At 39.5% G+C, this 15906-nt stretch carries 24 protein-coding genes and 1 pseudogene; 3 read left to right on the plus strand and 22 right to left on the minus strand.

All coding sequences use genetic code 11. From position 1 onward, the window contains the following. Position 1: 1 nt before the first annotated feature. From PU02_RS00300 to PU02_RS00320, 5 genes are read right to left on the minus strand one after another with little or no spacing between them, the layout of a single operon-like run. The gene (locus PU02_RS00300; protein WP_053943588.1) at positions 2-1138 is read right to left on the minus strand and encodes a S49 family peptidase; all 1137 of its coding nucleotides are present in this window, start codon (positions 1136-1138) and stop codon (positions 2-4) included. Further along, complete coding sequence (locus PU02_RS00305) at positions 1128-2663, minus strand: phage portal protein (protein WP_053943589.1); 1536 nt, start codon at positions 2661-2663, stop codon at positions 1128-1130. Before PU02_RS00305 ends, PU02_RS00300 begins: the two co-directional genes overlap by 11 nt. Further along, the gene (locus PU02_RS00310) at positions 2663-2896 is read right to left on the minus strand and encodes a phage head-tail joining protein (protein WP_053943590.1); all 234 of its coding nucleotides are present in this window, start codon (positions 2894-2896) and stop codon (positions 2663-2665) included. Before PU02_RS00310 ends, PU02_RS00305 begins: the two co-directional genes overlap by 1 nt. Next, positions 2889-4835 (minus strand): phage terminase large subunit family protein, encoded by a 1947-nt coding sequence (locus PU02_RS00315; protein ID WP_236824007.1) that lies wholly within the window; start codon positions 4833-4835, stop codon positions 2889-2891. Before PU02_RS00315 ends, PU02_RS00310 begins: the two co-directional genes overlap by 8 nt. A 3-nt stretch (positions 4836-4838) precedes the next feature. Continuing rightward, complete coding sequence (locus PU02_RS00320) at positions 4839-5396, minus strand: hypothetical protein (protein ID WP_053943591.1); 558 nt, start codon at positions 5394-5396, stop codon at positions 4839-4841. Between the two features lie 130 nt (positions 5397-5526). Between PU02_RS00320 and PU02_RS00325 the strand changes: the two genes are divergently transcribed. Then, entirely contained in the window at positions 5527-5787 is a 261-nt protein-coding gene (locus tag PU02_RS00325; RefSeq protein ID WP_053943592.1) for a type II toxin-antitoxin system RelB/DinJ family antitoxin, read from the plus strand. Between the two features lie 70 nt (positions 5788-5857). Here the strand turns inward: PU02_RS00325 and PU02_RS00330 are convergent, their stop codons facing one another. The 3 genes from PU02_RS00330 to PU02_RS00340 all read right to left on the minus strand — a co-directional run bounded on the left by PU02_RS00330 (position 5858) and on the right by PU02_RS00340 (position 7676). After that, positions 5858-6130, minus strand: a complete 273-nt coding sequence (locus PU02_RS00330; protein ID WP_053943567.1) for a hypothetical protein — start codon at positions 6128-6130, stop codon at positions 5858-5860. Continuing rightward, complete coding sequence (locus PU02_RS00335) at positions 6127-6867, minus strand: antA/AntB antirepressor family protein (RefSeq protein WP_053943568.1); 741 nt, start codon at positions 6865-6867, stop codon at positions 6127-6129. The genes PU02_RS00330 and PU02_RS00335 overlap by 4 nt, the downstream gene beginning before the upstream one ends. Before the next feature lie 536 nt (positions 6868-7403). Beyond that, the gene (locus PU02_RS00340) at positions 7404-7676 is read right to left on the minus strand and encodes a hypothetical protein (protein WP_053943569.1); all 273 of its coding nucleotides are present in this window, start codon (positions 7674-7676) and stop codon (positions 7404-7406) included. 416 nt (positions 7677-8092) lie between these two features. Between PU02_RS00340 and PU02_RS00345 the strand changes: the two genes are divergently transcribed. Together PU02_RS00345 and PU02_RS00350 are read left to right on the plus strand one after the other, a co-directional pair. Next, a complete protein-coding gene (locus PU02_RS00345; protein WP_236824008.1) occupies positions 8093-8407 on the plus strand; it encodes a type II toxin-antitoxin system HigB family toxin in 315 nt (104 codons plus the stop codon). Continuing rightward, positions 8404-8760 carry a helix-turn-helix domain-containing protein gene (locus PU02_RS00350; RefSeq protein ID WP_053943593.1) on the plus strand — a complete coding sequence of 119 codons (357 nt, stop codon included), beginning with the start codon at positions 8404-8406 and terminating at the stop codon, positions 8758-8760. Before PU02_RS00345 ends, PU02_RS00350 begins: the two co-directional genes overlap by 4 nt. Before the next feature lie 88 nt (positions 8761-8848). On the opposite strand, the gene PU02_RS00355 is transcribed toward PU02_RS00350, so the two are convergent. The 14 genes and pseudogenes from PU02_RS00355 to PU02_RS00410 form a co-directional block, all read right to left on the minus strand. After that, positions 8849-9430 carry a phage tail protein gene (locus PU02_RS00355; protein ID WP_053943594.1) on the minus strand — a complete coding sequence of 194 codons (582 nt, stop codon included), beginning with the start codon at positions 9428-9430 and terminating at the stop codon, positions 8849-8851. 3 nt (positions 9431-9433) lie between these two features. Further along, complete coding sequence (locus tag PU02_RS00360) at positions 9434-9703, minus strand: hypothetical protein (protein WP_053943595.1); 270 nt, start codon at positions 9701-9703, stop codon at positions 9434-9436. A 290-nt stretch (positions 9704-9993) separates the two neighbouring features. Next, a complete protein-coding gene (locus PU02_RS00365; protein WP_053943596.1) occupies positions 9994-10389 on the minus strand; it encodes a type II toxin-antitoxin system HicB family antitoxin in 396 nt (131 codons plus the stop codon). 101 nt (positions 10390-10490) lie between these two features. Continuing rightward, positions 10491-10787 carry a HigA family addiction module antitoxin gene (locus PU02_RS00370; RefSeq protein WP_053943597.1) on the minus strand — a complete coding sequence of 99 codons (297 nt, stop codon included), beginning with the start codon at positions 10785-10787 and terminating at the stop codon, positions 10491-10493. 16 nt (positions 10788-10803) lie between these two features. Beyond that, the gene (locus tag PU02_RS00375) at positions 10804-11085 is read right to left on the minus strand and encodes a type II toxin-antitoxin system RelE/ParE family toxin (RefSeq protein WP_053943598.1); all 282 of its coding nucleotides are present in this window, start codon (positions 11083-11085) and stop codon (positions 10804-10806) included. Between the two features lie 170 nt (positions 11086-11255). Then, complete coding sequence (locus tag PU02_RS00380) at positions 11256-11528, minus strand: hypothetical protein (protein WP_053943567.1); 273 nt, start codon at positions 11526-11528, stop codon at positions 11256-11258. Next, the gene (locus tag PU02_RS00385) at positions 11525-12265 is read right to left on the minus strand and encodes an antA/AntB antirepressor family protein (RefSeq protein WP_053943599.1); all 741 of its coding nucleotides are present in this window, start codon (positions 12263-12265) and stop codon (positions 11525-11527) included. Before PU02_RS00385 ends, PU02_RS00380 begins: the two co-directional genes overlap by 4 nt. Positions 12266-12542: 277 nt before the next feature. Further along, positions 12543-13010, minus strand: a pseudogene (locus tag PU02_RS06630) (Rha family transcriptional regulator); the annotation flags it as partial. A gap of 338 nt (positions 13011-13348) precedes the next feature. Next, positions 13349-13486 carry a hypothetical protein gene (locus tag PU02_RS06780; protein WP_158404006.1) on the minus strand — a complete coding sequence of 46 codons (138 nt, stop codon included), beginning with the start codon at positions 13484-13486 and terminating at the stop codon, positions 13349-13351. A 50-nt stretch (positions 13487-13536) separates the two neighbouring features. Continuing rightward, a complete protein-coding gene (locus PU02_RS00395; protein ID WP_053943601.1) occupies positions 13537-13869 on the minus strand; it encodes a type II toxin-antitoxin system PemK/MazF family toxin in 333 nt (110 codons plus the stop codon). Next, positions 13866-14102 carry an antitoxin MazE family protein gene (locus PU02_RS00400; RefSeq protein WP_053943602.1) on the minus strand — a complete coding sequence of 79 codons (237 nt, stop codon included), beginning with the start codon at positions 14100-14102 and terminating at the stop codon, positions 13866-13868. Before PU02_RS00400 ends, PU02_RS00395 begins: the two co-directional genes overlap by 4 nt. A 512-nt stretch (positions 14103-14614) precedes the next feature. After that, positions 14615-15037, minus strand: a complete 423-nt coding sequence (locus tag PU02_RS00405) for a type II toxin-antitoxin system VapC family toxin (RefSeq protein WP_053943603.1) — start codon at positions 15035-15037, stop codon at positions 14615-14617. Positions 15038-15138: 101 nt separating this feature from the next. Further along, positions 15139-15300, minus strand: a complete 162-nt coding sequence (locus PU02_RS06785; protein ID WP_158404007.1) for a hypothetical protein — start codon at positions 15298-15300, stop codon at positions 15139-15141. Positions 15301-15378: 78 nt separating this feature from the next. Continuing rightward, complete coding sequence (locus PU02_RS00410) at positions 15379-15585, minus strand: hypothetical protein (protein WP_144417854.1); 207 nt, start codon at positions 15583-15585, stop codon at positions 15379-15381. Positions 15586-15906: the final 321 nt, after the last annotated feature.

Genomic DNA, 15906 nt, shown 5'->3' on the forward strand with positions numbered 1-15906 from the left:
GTTAGTGCTTGAGTGCGTTTTCTTTCCTGTCTAAGCGCTGCTTGAATGCCTTTGTGTTTATCTTCGTCGTCACCTTCATCTTCGTCCTCATCTTTGTCTTCTTCATCGTCAAAGGATTCGGTATTAATGCTAAAGTTGACTGCGTCTTTTTCATCATTTCCATGGATGATGTCGACAATCCTCTCCTCTTCCTCATCGTCGATATAATTTTCTTCTGCCCGATATTTTGTGTGTCCCATGTATCTTTTCCTTTCGTTAAATGCGTAGATACTTTTTGTTCACCTACAGAAACAGCAAGCTCTTCCAAAGCCTGCTCTAACGTCCCTTGATGATCTGCTAAACCAAGCTCGATAGCTTGAGTGCCTATAAAAGTTTCTGCTTTCGTATTGCGAATTGCAGCGATGCTCATGGGTCTGTTTTCGGCAACTAAATCGACAAATATCTCATAAAGAAGCGCGCAATCTGCTTGCATTTTTTCAAGCGCTTTATCAGCCAATGGTTCGTGAGGATTGCCGTGAACTTTATGATCTCCTTCAAAAACAAAGGTCCATTTATGCCCGTCTTTTTCATCAGCACGTGACTGATCAAGATGCGCACAAACGACTCCAATCGACCCAACAAAGCCCGTACGTGCGATCCATATTTGAGAGGCTGCACAAGCAATCGCATAAGCTGCTGAACAGGCAAATTCATTTGCATGTGCCCAAACAGGTTTACCGTACTGTTGTGACAATGCTCGGAACTCTTCAACCAAATCAAATACACCACCTGCTTCACCGCCGCCGCTATCAATATCCAATAAAACAGCACGAACATCGGATTGCTGGATGGCTTCTCGAAAAGATGCGCGCAAACCTTCATAAGACGTTAGACCAGACATCGCTCCAAGCCATGCACCACGGCGTACAAGCGTACCGTGAACTGGAATGATAGCCACTTGGTTTTTTACTGCATAAGCCTCTGGCGGTTTTAAATGAGAAATATCTTCTTGCGAAAAGGCACCTATGGGAAATTTGCCTCCTTCAAAAATACGTGGTGCAATCGCATTCAGAATGATATCAAGCTTTGTTGAGGCGAGCATATGGGGAACACCAAAAAGGCGCGATACCAGAAACGGCATATCAAAACTATTCATCATGCGTATGAGATTCACTGCCCTGATTTTTTTCATAATCATCGTCAGAGTTCACGAGATCAAGGGCTTGATGCTTAAAATAAGAATCGACAACATCTGTATCAAAGATTAAGCCACGCTTTTGAGCGTCTTTTCGTTCTTCTTCAAATTCTGCATTTATATTGTCCATATCGTAACCACGCTCTGCAATTGCCATACGTCGCGTCTTTAAACCCGCTCTAATTTCCTCTTTTTCAGCGGCGATATCTTTATTTGGATCAATCATTTCAAGCGGAGATGCAAAACTTTCACATTGCAGCCACGGTAAAGGATCATCCTCCCAGCCTGGCAAATCAATACGCTTAGCAAGCACTGCCATTTCAACGAAGCGTTCCCAAACAATGCGATTAAACTGAAATCCAATAATGTGTTCACGCCATTGTTTAACATGACGCCTAAATTGGATAATGGCGGTTCGAACATTTGAGAAATTACCACGCGTCACATCACCTGTGACAACAGCATAAGGCATACTCAAAGCCGAACAAATTTTGAGACTTGTTCTATATTGAAAAGGTTCATATGAGCCTCCTACTTCAACAGGAGATGAAAACTTGATATCCTTGTTCCCTATGTCACAAACTCCAGAGGGAGATAATGTCGGTAATTCAGGTGATTGTTCGGTTTTGATGTCATCACGATTATCTGTCAAAGAAGCATCGTTGGAATGAGGACTTGTGATGAAGCCCATAAAAAGAGCTGATGTTCTTTTACGATCCAGTTCTGCATCGTCGTAAGAATCCAACTGAAAAATCTTCGTCATACAACGTGTAACCTTTGGTGAACCACGCAACTGTCCTGCAACACGGCGTTCTTTGATATGAATAACCATTTCTGCTGGTACTCTAATACGCTCTTGGCTTTTCAAGGCGACATTAGGCGGACAATCATCATAAGGGTGGCGAGCCCAAAAGTGATAAGCAACACGCTTGCCACTTGCATTGAACTCGATGCCCATACGAATATAATTTCCTTCAATTTCTGCGGGCCCACTATAGGTTAAGTCCAACATCTCAGAAGGATAAACTTGCAATTGAAGAGGAACCCCAGACCGACCGTAAAGATCGACATAATGCAACCTAACAAAGCACTCACCTGTTAAAAAAACTTCACGAGTTATTGTGGCCTGAAGACCATAAAAGCTTGCATCCTCATCATAATCAGCCTCATCAACCCATTGCCACCACAAATTTAAGAGACTTTTCTTTTCTTCCCGAAAACCTTCAATTCTAGGATAAGGCTTGATACCATCACTTACAGCTGCTGAAACCCATTCCTCAGTTGCTGAACCATAAAGAGGCTCATTGTCATATAACCATCTGGATCGTGCAATAATGGTATCACCTGCTGCTTCAATGGCTCGATTGATGTGGTTTTTTGCAGGATTAAAACCGCGCAAACGATAGCTTTTACTAGCAGCTTCAAAAGGAGGATTATGACGCAATGTACTACGAAAGAAATCTGTGATGCCATTTAAAAAGCTAGCCATTAATAACCTCGTGATGTATTAAAATGGAAGACGTGCAAACGCTTATTACGGTGCCCTTCAAGAGCTGCTATTTGTACGTCGAGCATCTCAAGAGCTGTGCGTATATCTTCAACAGAGCGGTTATTGACTTGCTTGTCTCCATGCCGCACCGATTGCGCACCTGAATAAAGAGAATCTTCAAGTTGTTCTCTTCGTTTTTTTAACTCAGCAAGTCTTGTCAAGACTTCACTCATTCATCCACCAATCTCCTCGTAAATAAGGACTTATCGACATTTTATATTGTTTTTTGGGAGGCTTGATCCTTTGAGCTATTTTTGGAGACTGTTCCAATGCTGAATGCTCTGAAGAAGTTTCAACACTTTTCAGTTTTTCCAAGCGTTCTTCCAAGATATCAACTTCTCGATTAAGGTTCAGGCCTGCTGAAATTAAACCTTGCAAAGCCGCATAAGCATAAACACGGCAATCCAAAGCTTCGTTTCTTGCCTTTTCACTTTTCTGCCATTCAATCCGCTTAAAACCTTTAAAATATTTGATGACTTTTCTTTCAGAAGTCAGTTGCTCAAAATACTCTTTATCAAGGTTCATATGAAAGTGTGTTGCACCAGATCCTGAGACCTCAGGTCCCGATTTCTTAAACCGTGCAGTGATGATGTCTTTAGCTGCATCAACACCAATAATGTACAAATTAATCTGCCCTTTATTATTTCTACTCGGTCGGCGTGGCCATACAGGACGCGAACCAGCATGTCCCTTAACTCCCCATATGCGACGCCCTTCTCGGGGACGGATATAATTGTAAACAGCTTGTGTATGACTGCCCCCTGTATCAATACAAGCAGCTGTTATCCGAATGCCATTTTTGTACCCAGGATGTGGCCATGTTTTAGAAAGATACGCATCAAGTTGTTCCCAGATTTCAATGGAAGAGGGATCGCCTGGGATCACCTGATAATCAATATTCCAGCTTTCTTCACCACGCCCCCATGCAACAACTTCAAGCTCTAATCGATCATTTTGTACATCAATCCCTGCTGTCAACAACACCGCTTGTGATGGAGCAAGAGAATAATCCTCACGCTGAGCATAAAGGCTATCAGGATCGACAACTTCCCCAGACCTGTCTTCCCATGGTTCTCCGAGAACTGTGTTAACAAATGGCTGCAAAAGAGCAGGATCATCTTTGGCATTTAAAAATTCGCGAGCACATTCTCCCCAAGTTAACCATGGAGAATACAGTGCTGAAATGTGATAAGAACGCAAATTAGGCCTGCTTGACTCCTTGGTCGCTACCCAGCAAGCTCCCTTTTCTTCTGCCATTAAGTCAGATTTGCGATGCTCAGCATGTGCATGCCCACAGTGTACGCAAACAAAAACAGCCTGTTCAGGAGCCCCTTGAGGCCATTTAATTTGTCCCCAAACAATGGGCTGTAACGTGCCACACCCATCGCAAGGAACGTTGTAATATCTCTGATCACCAAGAGCAAAATCCTTCGCGATACGGCTTGTGTCTCGGTGTGTTGGCGTCGATAATTTGAAAATCTTTCGCTGAACAAAAGTTGATGTGCGCCTTTCAGCAAGAGTCACCGGATCACCCTCATTATCCACGTTTAATGGATAAGAATCCACCTCATCAAGGATCAAATAGCGAATGGGAACTGAACGCAATCCAGCAGCACTGTTTGCTCCTGTTAACATCAACGTCCCACCATCAAACTCCTTAGAAAACATCGTATTTCCGCTATCTCTAGCGCGCGCAGGAGCAATACGTTCTCCTAAAGCTGGACTGGCTTTAATCATTGGGTCAAGACGTAGCTTAGATAGCTTCTTAGCTGTTTCAACCGTAGGCATTACATAAAGAGCTGGTCCAGGACTATGATGAATAGCATAACCACAGAAGTTCAATCCTGCCTCCGACATTCCGACTTGAGCACCCTTCATCACAATGGTTGTTTCAATTGGCACATAAGACGAGAGGCAATCCATGATTTCGCGTAAGTATGGTGTACGCTTGGTCCGCCATAATCCTGTTTCAGCACTTGCTACTGTATTAAGATATCTATTTTTATCTGCCCACTCCGAAACTGTGTAAGGAGGATCAGGCCGACGTGCTTCATTTGCATGTGCAAAAAATAACTCTGCTCCAGAAAGCATGTTAAATACATTTTCTGTCATGTTTTAATTGCTTTCTTCAGAGGACTCAGAATTACCAAAAGGAACAAGAACAATCGCCTCGAGTAAAGCTTTGCGCATGCAATGATCAATGGCACCAATAAGGCTTGCAGCATCACAATCAACTTGAGCTGCAATCCCGGCTCCAAACCGATTGGCAAACCCTAACACCGTATCACGATGAGCTCTTCCAAAAGCACGCGCCGCTTTCTTTACTTCTTCTCGGTCAACTGTCGTTTCACGCAACCTCTCGAGAGCAATCTTTTCGCTTGCAAGCGCAACTTGCATTCTTTCCAGTTTAATCTTGTATTCATTAGCTCCGTCTGCAGACTCTTGTTTAATTTTTGCTGGATGCTGGTCATCAGGTATCACAACAGATTGCGTTCGCTTTGTTGGATTTTCATTCCATATAGCTGCTGCGAGGATTTCATTCACTGAACCATCTTCAAAAATCGCCTCATCAAATTTTCCAGTTTTAAATCGAGAAACAACAGCATTGTTAGAGACAAGCATTTTCTTCGCAAAAGCTCGAACAGACATACCTTGACGATTCTTTTTATTCATTTCCGCCACCTTTTAATTTTGCCTAAATTTAACTTGGTGCCTAAGTGAGCTTCATATGAGAAAAAACTTATTTTGTAGCCCAATTGTGCCATATAATAAAAAATGAAGGACAATCAGAAAGGATTTAGCAATGAGTTCAACTGAAATTGTACGTGCACGAGTTGATGAAAATTTAAAGAAAGAAGCAAGTACAATACTTGCAACTATGGGGCTTACCATATCTGATTTTGTACGCATTGGTTTAGCTAAAGTCGTGAGTGAGCAAGGATTACCATTTGAGATGCGTGCACCTAATCAGTTAACAGCCAAAACACTTAACAAAAGCGAAAATAGAGAAAATTTACACGAAGCAAAAAATATAGAGGCATTATTTAATCAATTGGATATTTAATGTTAAAAATATTTTATTCGAGCCCAAAAAAGGCTGGTGTCCAATTCCAGCCTTTGTTCTTTCTTATTCATTAATGGCAAAGTGCCTTATCTAAATCCTGGCTATAAGCCTTCAACCAAGGATCAAAACTTGGAGACAATTCTGAATCCCCAAAATTTGTCAAAACGGCCAAAATCTTAAAAGCATTCGGAACTTCATCCTGAAGTTTTAACATTAAAGCTATTTCTACCTCATCCATAAGATCAACCAAGGCTGTGCATTCTTCATCTTCAATGTCTTCACGATTAGAAAGCTGAGACAGCTTCATCCACAAATCGCATAAAAAATTGGTGTCTATCTTCATTGCACACCTCCATGGAATTGCTCTCTCAAGCTTGCCAATCCATCAGCAGTGATTTTAGCTGAGGAAACTATTTTTTCTGTCCCATCAGGTTTGTGAATAGTCAGAGTTGAACAATCCATCAGACCTTTCTTGATTTTATCCTGATAAGGCAATAGCGGAGCACCTGGAACACGTCTATAAACCCAATTATGACTCCACAAATAGTGAATGAAATCCTTTGGTCTCATCTCCAATACCTTTGCTGCTTCAATGATACCGAATAGACCATCACTCCGCTTTAAGCTTTCAAGGGCTTTTGCTTTTGGTTCTAATTTAGCAATGACATTGTCTTTGCGTTCATTCTCGCTTTTTAGATACGTCAAGACACCAAGCACAGCTTCTGGGCTGGAGTAGTCAACGCGAGGTGCTGCTATTTGTTTTGCATGCTGTTCACACTCGATAAAATATTGGCGTGCTTGTTTTCCTTTCTCGTTCCTTTCAACCATGGCAAGTTCTTTTGCCATATCTAAAGTGAGATAATATTCCATACTTGAACGACCACCTTTAGGTTTCGCTAAAATTTTAGCGAAACTCATAAAATCTTGATTTTCTTGGAAATTATACTCCTTAATACGGTTTTTAATCCAATCTCTAAAATGAGATGTCACTTCCAAAAACACATGCAATTCACGTGCATTTACAGTTTGAACAGTTTCCTGCCCAACAGTTTGTTCTGATATTTCTATAAGAGCGTTCATGATGAACTCCTATGCAGTTAGATGTTTTTCATTGACACCTAAAAGGTATCGGGCGCTGAAAAACACGGTGCATAGTCCGTCGTTACACTTTCCCTGTGAAGGTATTTTATGGCGTAACCACACCCGACAAAGTCATTGTATGCTACAAACACACAACGAGTCAAAGTCTTTGATACGCGGAAAAGAGATTGTTTCGGCAATCTATCCGCTATGCACTTAAGGTGTTTTTCAAGCACCTGACGCGAAAGTTTCATATTGAAACAACATTGTCAAGGGAAAAGTACGAAACAGAACGCAATTTGTGAAGTCGAGCAATTAATCGAAATACTAAGTATTATTCCTGAGTGTCGTAAAACCTCATACTTCAAGGGAGAAGAAGATGTGTAATGTAGTGCTACACTGTAAACACGATCTGATCTACCTGCGATAACAGAAGATAAATTTCGCTCATTCTATTTTTTCTAACCTAAACCGCTACAGACAACAGTGCCTCTTTTTCATAAAAGCGTGCGCTTTCACGAAATAATAAACTTCTCTTATTTAGAAAAATCTACACTGCCATTTTTGGAACACTTCATGTACATTGTGTATCCTCGAGATTCCGAGTAACGGCTAAAGCGTTGACACTTATGCTCCCTAATTTTTTCTTTAAAGATATCGAATTTCCTCAAACTCTTATACATTTCCAATTTCATCATAAAATCAGAACGAGGATTCATGCTTTCAGCATAAGCCTCGTACTTGTTAGCCTCTGCTACTGAACAAAAAGCGGTCGAACACAAAGTTAAAGCCAAAACAAAACGTTTCACCGAGATAAACTCCCCACCCAAAAAATAATTATATAAACAACAAAATTGGGAAAAGTACGAAATAGAACGCAATTTGTGAAGTCGAGTAATTAATCGAAATACTACGCCTTATATCTTCACCCTAAAAAGGATGAGGTTTTACAGCGATTTAAGGACATTCCTCATTGGTTTAATTTGTACATTGTACAGTCAATTTTAAAATTCTATCGCTAGCGATCCATTGCGCTGCCATGCCCCGCAATAGACCCAACCTCTTCGGGAGTACCTTTTAAAAAATTCAACGTTTTTTCTGAAAAATACATTTATTTTGGGCATCGTAAAAGCGTATCTTTTATGGTGAGGAATATATTAAATTCTGAAATTCCTTGACTTAGTCCCAAAGCGGGACTATCTTGTATAAAAGTCAGGATAAATTGATGAAGATTATTAAAATTTCCGTACTTCAATCTTTTTGGATGCAATATCCTGATGCTGAGCAACCATTAAAAGCGTGGGTAGATGAAGCTAAAAATGCGCAGTGGCGCTCTCCTCATGATATTAAAGAAAAATATAAAAACGCAAGCATACTCAAAAATAATCGCGTCGTTTTTAATATTAAAGGCAATGAGTATCGTTTAATTGTATCAATTTTTTATCCAGCGGGATGGCTTTGTATAAAATTCATAGGCACGCATAAGCAGTACGATACTATTGATGCCAATATTATAGAATTAAAGGAGTTCAAGAAATGAACATCAAACCTATTCGTACTGAAGAAGATTACAAAGAAGCTTTAGAAATTATCTCTGCACTGTTTGACAATCCACCCGAAATTAATACAGAAGAGTTTGATAAAATGGAGATACTTGTTTTGTTAATCGAAGCTTACGAGACCAAACATTATCCAGTTTCTCCTCCTCATCCAACTGAAGCTATTAAATTCAGAATGGAACAAATGAACTTAAGCGCTAAAGACTTAGTTCCTGCAATTGGTCACTTAAACCGCGTTTATGAAATATTGAGCGGCAAAAGAAAATTAACGCTACGTATGATTAAAAACTTGCACCAACAATTTAATATCCCATTGGAAAGTCTCATCGCTTAAATATTTAACCTTAGCATGACAATCGCTATGTCATACCTTGAAGAACAAGATTTTAAAGCACTCAGGATAATCACTAAAATTAACCAACTCAAATTTGATGAGACCTCACAACATATTCCTGACGAGCGAGCTGTCGCCGTATATTGGCAGTCAATCGTTCATTGGCATATTGTTCAACCGGGCACACAACATCTTGCTTAGACATAACGTAAGCAATTGATGTTCCTTCTTTCTTTTCAATGGGATATCTATCTCCATCAATTCTTGCAAAGACATTCCCTCCCATTTTTAAGTCAACACGCTGTGGAAATTTGCCGCCTTGAATAAAGCCATTAGGCATTATTTCTCTTTTTCCAAAAATCTTATAAACTACGCCCCGTCTTGTTTCTCGAGCTTTAAAGATTTTAAGAGGCAACGGTGATCCAGAACCACGTATATTAGCCTCTAGATTTTCTGCGGTAGCTTTTGTGCTAACGTAAACGCCTTTCTTTACACGTTTTGGCGGTATTGATGCAATCTTCGCAACTTTCTGCTCGGTGAAGCGCTCAACTTGTTTTGCTGTATCATTGACAGCATTTCGTAATGCCCAATGAAGACGTGGTGCTTGAAGCATTGTCATCATTTCGTTGACTTGCTTGGAATACCACTTTGCGTGAATAGTTAATTTCAAGTTTTAGGATTTCTTTGTTGTTTGCGTTGACCGCTTGCTTGTTGTCGTTGCCTTATACGGATGAGTCTCTTCTTGAGAAACGATATCCTGCTTTAGTATTTCATTTGTAATTACAAATTCCTGAAAAGGTTTTGCAGCATTAGCTCGTTTAAGACGTGCGTAGACTATACTAGAAATTTCAACGAATGGAGTATTTGGAGTTGAAGGCTCAAAACGAATAATGTCTTTGTTGTCGCCAATAACACACATTGGCCTGGTGATGATCGCTTTCATCATTGCTCCTTTTGGTGGATATTAAATGACGTATTTTATGACTTATTGAACAAATACTAATTGGAAAATGAAACAGCCAATTTCTGTCAAAAACACCAGATTTCTGGGCTATACAGAAAGACTATACTTTGCTCAATTTTAAATGATTTTTGAATTTTGGACACAATTCAACTAGTGCCGTGGTGTCATTAAATACGATTTTTCATATCATGTCAACAAAAAAATCTATATCTTGTATTTTTATCTCTAAAGCCTCAAAATATTGCTCTTCAAGACAAGGAGAATGTTAACTAAGTATTAAGCTCATGACGCGCTGCCGTTGCTAGAAAAGCAGATCTGGTTAAGTCTCTCTCTTGTGCGCAATTGTCGATCGCGCGTAAAAGTCCTCTCTCAATTGAGATATTCGTGCGCACAACTTCTGCATCATTTTCAACAAACGGAATTTGTACTAAAAACGCCCCTTCTGATAAAGCTTCTTTAACAAAATCTTGCTGCATTACATTTTGAAATTTTAATGGTTCTGGCACCTTATCTAAGTCTTCGCAATAAAGCTGAAGAGCCTCAATAGCATTTGCAATTAAATCTTCTTCTTGATCAGCTGCAGAAAAAACTCCTTCAAAATCAGGAAATTGAACACCAAAAGCAGAGCCTTCATCTTTACGAACAAGAGCAAAAAATCTTTTCATTCTTCTTCTCCTTCTTTTGGCTACCCAACCTGTTTTGCAATAGAATTATCCTGGGCGCCATAAGACCTTGTTCTTCAGAGAGAAATTTGCCACGCAATGGATTAAGCCATACATTTAAATTTGTCTATTTTAGCAAATTCTTCTGCTTTTTCCGCTTGCAATATATTAACATCATAAGCAGCTTGCATGTTTAGCCAAAATTCAGCTGTGGTATCAAAAAAATAAGCTAACCTTACTGCTGTATCAGGGGTTATAGGACTATTTTCAGCGACAATACGCTCTATGCGCGTGCGTGGAACATTTAATGCTTTTGCAAGCGCATAAGCAGAAAGAGCATATTCTTTTAAATATTCTTCGCGCAAAATTTCTCCTGGGTGAATGGCTATATAATTTTTCATCTCAAGCTCCTATAGATTAATGATAATCTACAATTTCAACTTTATAAGCGCCATTAGAACGCCACTCAAAACAAATACGAAATTGGTCATTAATACGGATGGAATATTGGCCTTGGCGGTCACCTTTCAATGCTTCTAAACGATTGCCTGGAGGACTACGCAGATCCTTAAGTTCAACAGCTTTATCCAGCATGAACAATTTTCTTTGAGCTGTACGCACTAAAGACACAGGAAAACTTTTGGGCGGATTTCCTTCTAAAAGATCCTTACATCGCTTATCAGCAAAGGATTCGATCACTATATTACTTTCATTTCACTGTTTTATGTATCATAACATGATACCAATCTAAAGGAAAGGACAAAATTGATATCCTCTTTCTTGTAGAACAAGGTTTTATAGCACTCAAGGTAATTCTAATAATGAGAAAAGGCTGGTGTTCAATTCCAGCCTTTATTCTTTCTTATTCATTAATGGCAAAGTGCCTTATCTAAATCCTGGCTATAAGCCTTCAACCAAGGATCAAAACTTGGAGACAATTCTGAATCTCCAAAATTTGTCAAAACGGCCAAAATCTTAAAAGCATTCGGAACTTCATCCTGAAGTTTTAACATTAAAGCTATTTCTACCTCATCCATAAGATCAACCAAGGCTGTGCATTCTTCATCTTCAATGTCTTCACGATTAGAAAGCTGAGACAGCTTCATCCACAAATCGCATAAAAAATTGGTGTCTATCTTCATTGCACACCTCCATGGAATTGCTCTCTCAAGCTCGCCAATCCATCAGCAGTGATTTTAGCTGAAGAAACTATTTTTTCTGTCCCATCAGGTTTGTGAATAGTCAGAGTTGAGCAGTCCATCAGACCTTTCTTGATTTTATCCTGATACGGTAATAACGGAGCACCTGGAACACGTCTATAAACCCAATTATGACTCCACAAATAGTGAATGAAATCCTTTGGTCTCATCTCCAATACCTTTGCTGCTTCAATGATACCGAATAGACCATCACTCCGCTTTAAGCTTTCAAGGGCTTTTGCCTTTGGTTCTAATTTAGCAATGACATTGTCTTTGCGTTCATTCTCGCTTTTTAGATACGTCAAGACACCAAGAACTGCTTCTGGACTGGAGTAGTCAACGCAAGGTGCTGCTATTTGTTTTGCACGCTGTTCACACTCGATAAAATATTGGCGTGCTTGTTTTCCTTTCTCGTTCCTTTCAACCATGGCAAGTTCTTTTGCCATATCTAAAGTGAGATAATACTCCATACTTGAACGACCACCTTTAGGTTTCGCTAAAATTTTAGCGAAACTCATAAAATCTTGATTTTCTTGGAAATTATACTCCTTAATACGGTTTTTAATCCAATCTCTAAAATGAGATGTAACTTCCAAAAACACATGCAATTCACGTGCATTTACAGTTTGAACAGTTTCCTGCCCAACAGTTTGTTCTGATATTTCTATAAGAGTGTTCATGATGAACTCCTGTGAAGTTAGAGGTTTTCTATTGACACCTTAAAAAGGTATCGGGTGCTAGAAAACACGGTTCACAGTCCGTCGTTACACCTTCCCCACGAGGGTATTGTATAGCGCAACCACACCCGACAAGCATATTGTATGCTACAAACATACAATGAGTCAAAGCCTTTGATGTGCGGAAAAGACAATTGTTTCGGCAATCTATCCGCTGCGAACTTAAGGTGTTTTCTATGCACCTGACGCGAAAGTTTCATATTGAAACAACATTGTCAAGAAAAAAGTATGAAATCCGCTTTAAGCTTTCAAGGGCTTTTGCCTTTGGTTGTAATTCAGCAATGACATTGTCTTTACGTTCATTCTCATTTTTTAGATATGTCAAGACACCAAGCACAGCTTCTGGACTGGAGTAGTCAACGCAAGGTGCTTCTACTTGCGCTTCTAGTGCCTGCCAGCGGTCAATGATCTTTGCACGCAATGCCGTGCTATAACCTGAAACAAGAACTAAACATTCACGTTTAGGAAGATGATGGCAGTGTTGAGGTCGACTCCGCGCATCTAAATAAATGTCCTCAAATTTGAGGATATCTCTTTTAGGATATAATTCTTCTAACATTTGCTTAATGTCACGCCTTACATGATCATGTCTTTTTCCGCACAAATCGGCAATCTCACGGCTAGACATAGTCTGAACTGTTGCACTATTATTAACAGCGCTTTCTGTAGTTTCTATAAGAGTGTTCATGATGAACTCCTGTGGTTAGATGTTTCTTAATGACACTCTAAAAGAGTATCGGGCGCTAAGAAACACGGCCACAAGCCCGTCGCTACGCTTTTCCTGTGAGGGTATTGTATAGCATAGCTACACCCGACACGCGTATTGTATGTTACAAGCACACCACGAGTCAAAGTTTTTAATGTGCGGGAAACGATCGTCTCGGCAATCTATCCGCTTGTGGATTTAAGGCGTTTCTTAGGCACCTGGCTCGAGAGTTTCATATTGAAACAACATTGTCAAGAGAAAAGTATGAAACAGGATGCTATTTGTGAGGTTGAGGCATTAATTGCAACACTGGGTATTATTTACTTCCAAGTTTTTTGTGAAAGCGAACCATAATACTCCATACTTGAATGACCACCTTTAGGTTTCGCTAAAATTTTAGCGAAACTCATAAAGTCTTTATTTTCTTGGAAAAAGTGTTTTTTCAATCCAAAATTCATTGATATCCTCCTCACCCTGAAAAAACAGGTTTTCGGCTGTCAGGATAAAATTACCTGGTAATGCCAAGAAACGTAGCTAAATAGCTTTCCACAAGCGCAAGTGTATGAGCATCAATGCGGCCAAAGCTTGAACCTACCTTTGTATGCTTTATCGTCATAATTTTATCTACCATTATCTGCGATGGCTTTTGCAAACCATTTTCAGGACTTGGTTGAACAGTAATACGTAATAGTGGAGCTGAAACAAGCGCACTCGTTACTGGAAGTACCGTAAAAGTAGAAGCAAGGTATTTACCGAATATGTCAGATTGAATAATTAAAGCAGGTCGTGGTTTTCCGAAATCTCCTTGCATAGAGACAGTCACAAGATCTCCTCGCCTCATACTGTCCAACTGTCTATGTCTTTTAGCGCCTCATCCATGAATTGTTGCAAATCACCGTATTCCATATCTGCTTGCTTAATAAGTTCGCACTGGCGGCGACATTCTTCTTCAAAGCCTGGTCGTTGAGTATCTTGTACCCAAATTTGCACTGGATGTAACCCCACTTTGCGCAGAGCATCTTCATTCCGTTGAAATTCCTGTAAATTTATATTTTCAGCAGTGAGGTGTTTCATAACTGATATCCTTTTCCATACACTAATATAGGACTCTTTTTTGTTACATACAACTAGAGAAAATTAACATCCTCCTCGCCCTGAAGAACGAGGATTTCTACTGCGTTTAAGCTTAGCATTAAGCCAACCCTAAATCGCTTCGGTGAGTTCCTACTGCTGGCGACATTACTGTATCTCTTACTTCACAGGCGAACCGGGCGTGTCCACCCTTAAAATATTCATCGCGCCACCACCTTTGACAAATAGCGCTTATATGAATATGGCTATCATCTATGTAGATAGGGTGAAACGTCTCTTTTGTCATTTTTAAGCCCTTGGTCTATTCTGCTTTTAGCTTTGTCCTGCTTATAAATAGATGCATCCAAATTTGGATTGACTTTTTTCTAGCTTTTGTGCTCCCCGATTTTGGGGAGCGCAAATCTTATAACGTTCGCCAAAATTGGCGAACGTTAATTAATAAGGGAATCCTTTATCCTGAGTACCGTAAACCTCTTCCCTTCAGAGAAAAAATATCAAGCTTGTTCAATATCTGTGTAAATAAAATCATTTCCTTTAAATAATAGTGACAATTTATAATTCTGGCTACAAGCATAAGCAAAACAGTCTCCCATATTAAGCCGTGCCTTACTGCCTGTACCTTTACCAAAATGCATATAGGCATGAAGAGCAGTTTGATATTCACAACTATCAATGGAAACAAATTTAACACTATAAAAGTCTATAAAATCATCAACTAAAGCCTTAGCTTCTACAACTGTTGATCGTGCAACTGTTTTCCCTTTTGTCGTTTTTTCAAAACAAAGACCTGCTACAGCCTCCCAAACCGCAATTGCTGACGTGCAATTTTCTTTAGCTTTTTCCATTTTTTCAATAAAAACAGGCGCTTCTTCCTCACCTAAAAGAATGGCAAGGATAGCTGAGGCATCAAGAAACATTTAAAAACCTCCGCTCAAATCATCAAAAAACGCCTTACGTTCTTCTTCTGTACGAGGTTTATAGCCCCTTCCTAAAAATTTTCGTGTCCGCTGCTGAAATTCTAAAGCCTTTTCATGATAAGAAATTTCTTTTTTTTAGCTGCTTTTAACATTAACAGAGCTGCTTCAACTGTTTGAGTATAGGTATTATAGCCATAAAGGTTTTTAACCTCATCAGCTAATTTTTTAACATTTTTGTTTGGAACAAAAAGCACATCAGCCATTTTGTGATCTTTCAATTAATATTAATTGTCTAATATTATAATATTACATAATCGATATTAATTTCAATATCTTTAATATTATATATTTTGCCGCTTTGTATAAAAATGCTTTTGAAGTGCGTTAAGAACAATACGCAATGGACCAACAAGATGCGGCAAGCTTTGATCTTCTACAACAAGATATTGCAATGCAGCATCATATTGCTCTTGACTGAGACCATCTTTTCCTCCCGACATAAAACCGTCCAATGTAGAAACCAGACAACGGATTTTTTGCCTATTCATATGTAGGATCAATTTGGGAACCGCAAATCTTGTTTTTGTAACGCTTCCCAATTTTGGGAAACGTTAATGAAGAAATCTCTTATCCTAAGTACTGTAAACTTTTCCCAATTAAAAGCAGAGCGTATTAACTCAATAATGTGGAGTCAAATTTGGATTTGCAGTAATGAAAAGAAGAAAGCTTTTATGCAGAAAATTTAAAAGAGAGAAAAAGGATTAAGCAAAGCTTAAAAAGCGAAAGAGGCAGTAAACCACCCCCTCGCACCTGACCCCCCTAACGGAGGAGCGGTCACCAACCGTTTCCAGTTCAGCGCCGTAATTAGG

This window comes from Bartonella ancashensis (assembly GCF_001281405.1).
Taxonomy (GTDB): domain Bacteria; phylum Pseudomonadota; class Alphaproteobacteria; order Rhizobiales; family Rhizobiaceae; genus Bartonella; species Bartonella ancashensis.

Excerpts from the sequence above, each read along its gene's own strand:
- PU02_RS00350 (WP_053943593.1), top strand. The coding sequence starts at position 8,404 with ATGAACATCAAACCTATTCGTACTGAAGAAGATTACAAAGAAGCTTTA.
- PU02_RS00385 (WP_053943599.1), bottom strand. The coding sequence starts at position 12,265 with ATGAACACTCTTATAGAAATATCAGAACAAACTGTTGGGCAGGAAACT.
- PU02_RS00320 (WP_053943591.1), bottom strand. The coding sequence starts at position 5,396 with ATGAATAAAAAGAATCGTCAAGGTATGTCTGTTCGAGCTTTTGCGAAG.
- PU02_RS00325 (WP_053943592.1), top strand. The coding sequence starts at position 5,527 with ATGAGTTCAACTGAAATTGTACGTGCACGAGTTGATGAAAATTTAAAG.
- PU02_RS00310 (WP_053943590.1), bottom strand. The coding sequence starts at position 2,896 with ATGAGTGAAGTCTTGACAAGACTTGCTGAGTTAAAAAAACGAAGAGAA.
- PU02_RS00330 (WP_053943567.1), bottom strand. The coding sequence starts at position 6,130 with ATGAAGATAGACACCAATTTTTTATGCGATTTGTGGATGAAGCTGTCT.
- PU02_RS00335 (WP_053943568.1), bottom strand. The coding sequence starts at position 6,867 with ATGAACGCTCTTATAGAAATATCAGAACAAACTGTTGGGCAGGAAACT.
- PU02_RS00300 (WP_053943588.1), bottom strand. The coding sequence starts at position 1,138 with ATGATGAATAGTTTTGATATGCCGTTTCTGGTATCGCGCCTTTTTGGT.
- PU02_RS00380 (WP_053943567.1), bottom strand. The coding sequence starts at position 11,528 with ATGAAGATAGACACCAATTTTTTATGCGATTTGTGGATGAAGCTGTCT.
- PU02_RS00345 (WP_236824008.1), top strand. The coding sequence starts at position 8,093 with ATGAAGATTATTAAAATTTCCGTACTTCAATCTTTTTGGATGCAATAT.
- PU02_RS06785 (WP_158404007.1), bottom strand. The coding sequence starts at position 15,300 with ATGGCTGATGTGCTTTTTGTTCCAAACAAAAATGTTAAAAAATTAGCT.
- PU02_RS00410 (WP_144417854.1), bottom strand. The coding sequence starts at position 15,585 with ATGAATAGGCAAAAAATCCGTTGTCTGGTTTCTACATTGGACGGTTTT.
- PU02_RS00405 (WP_053943603.1), bottom strand. The coding sequence starts at position 15,037 with ATGTTTCTTGATGCCTCAGCTATCCTTGCCATTCTTTTAGGTGAGGAA.
- PU02_RS00365 (WP_053943596.1), bottom strand. The coding sequence starts at position 10,389 with ATGAAAAGATTTTTTGCTCTTGTTCGTAAAGATGAAGGCTCTGCTTTT.
- PU02_RS06780 (WP_158404006.1), bottom strand. The coding sequence starts at position 13,486 with ATGAATTTTGGATTGAAAAAACACTTTTTCCAAGAAAATAAAGACTTT.
- PU02_RS00395 (WP_053943601.1), bottom strand. The coding sequence starts at position 13,869 with ATGAGGCGAGGAGATCTTGTGACTGTCTCTATGCAAGGAGATTTCGGA.
- PU02_RS00370 (WP_053943597.1), bottom strand. The coding sequence starts at position 10,787 with ATGAAAAATTATATAGCCATTCACCCAGGAGAAATTTTGCGCGAAGAA.
- PU02_RS00315 (WP_236824007.1), bottom strand. The coding sequence starts at position 4,835 with ATGACAGAAAATGTATTTAACATGCTTTCTGGAGCAGAGTTATTTTTT.
- PU02_RS00400 (WP_053943602.1), bottom strand. The coding sequence starts at position 14,102 with ATGAAACACCTCACTGCTGAAAATATAAATTTACAGGAATTTCAACGG.
- PU02_RS00360 (WP_053943595.1), bottom strand. The coding sequence starts at position 9,703 with ATGAAAGCGATCATCACCAGGCCAATGTGTGTTATTGGCGACAACAAA.
- PU02_RS00305 (WP_053943589.1), bottom strand. The coding sequence starts at position 2,663 with ATGGCTAGCTTTTTAAATGGCATCACAGATTTCTTTCGTAGTACATTG.